The organism is Bacillaceae bacterium S4-13-56, assembly GCA_040191315.1.
GTDB lineage: Bacteria > Bacillota > Bacilli > Bacillales > JAWJLM01 > JAWJLM01.
The window spans coordinates 1-768 of record JAWJLM010000180.1; the positions used below are offsets into that span (position 1 = coordinate 1).

The following is a 768-nucleotide window of genomic DNA, read 5'->3' on the forward strand; positions in this document are numbered from 1 at the left end:
CCTTAGTTAAGTTTCTATAGATTTGTTACACTATATAGAAGAAAGGTTGTGTCCGTATGGGAAACAAAAATACAGGCAAAAAATACAATGAAGATTTCAAAAAAATGATAGTAGACCTTTATCATTCTGGAAGTTCAGCTAAAGATTTAAGCAGCGAATATGGCGTATCTGAAGTAACGATTTATGCATGGGTTAAGAAGTTTTCTCCTATTCAAACAGAAGATGGTGATACTGTTACAGCTGATGAAATCGCTAAGATGAAAAAGCAAATGCTTAAGCTGCAGGAGGAGAATGAAATCTTAAAAAAGGCTATGGCCATATTCGCGAAGAAGTAACCCTTTCAGAACTTACTACTATCATCGATGCTCATAAAGAGGAGCACTCAGTTAAACAAATGTGTGATGTCTTAGGTGTGTCAAAAAGCACATATTATCAAACGAAACAGCAAGTGGAGTCAAATCGTGACCGTGAGAATAGAGAAATAACCGAGAAAATTAAGGAGATTCATGAAGAAAGTAAACAGCGCTATGGAGCACTTAAAATCTATGAATCTCTTAAAAAAGAAGGCTATAACGTAAGTATCAAGCGTGTACAACGTCTCATGAAAAAGGCGGGTATTCGCTCGATCATAGTGAAGAAATTTAGACCTACACCAAGCAAAGAAAAAGTAATCGAACGAGACAATATCTTAAAACAAGATTTCCATACCACAAACCTGAATCAAAAGTGGGTGGGAGACATTACGTACATTAACACGTTAAGAGATGG

At 36.1% G+C, this 768-nt stretch carries 2 protein-coding genes; both read left to right on the forward strand.

Features of this window, described 5'->3' with window-relative positions; genetic code table 11:
* The first annotated feature begins 56 nt into the window (after positions 1-56).
* A complete protein-coding gene (locus tag RZN25_18540; GenBank protein MEQ6378785.1) occupies positions 57-335 on the forward strand; it encodes a transposase in 279 nt (92 codons plus the stop codon).
* A gap of 59 nt (positions 336-394) precedes the next feature.
* Positions 395-768: IS3 family transposase (locus tag RZN25_18545; protein MEQ6378786.1), on the forward strand; the 374-nt coding region annotated here is incomplete at its 3' end.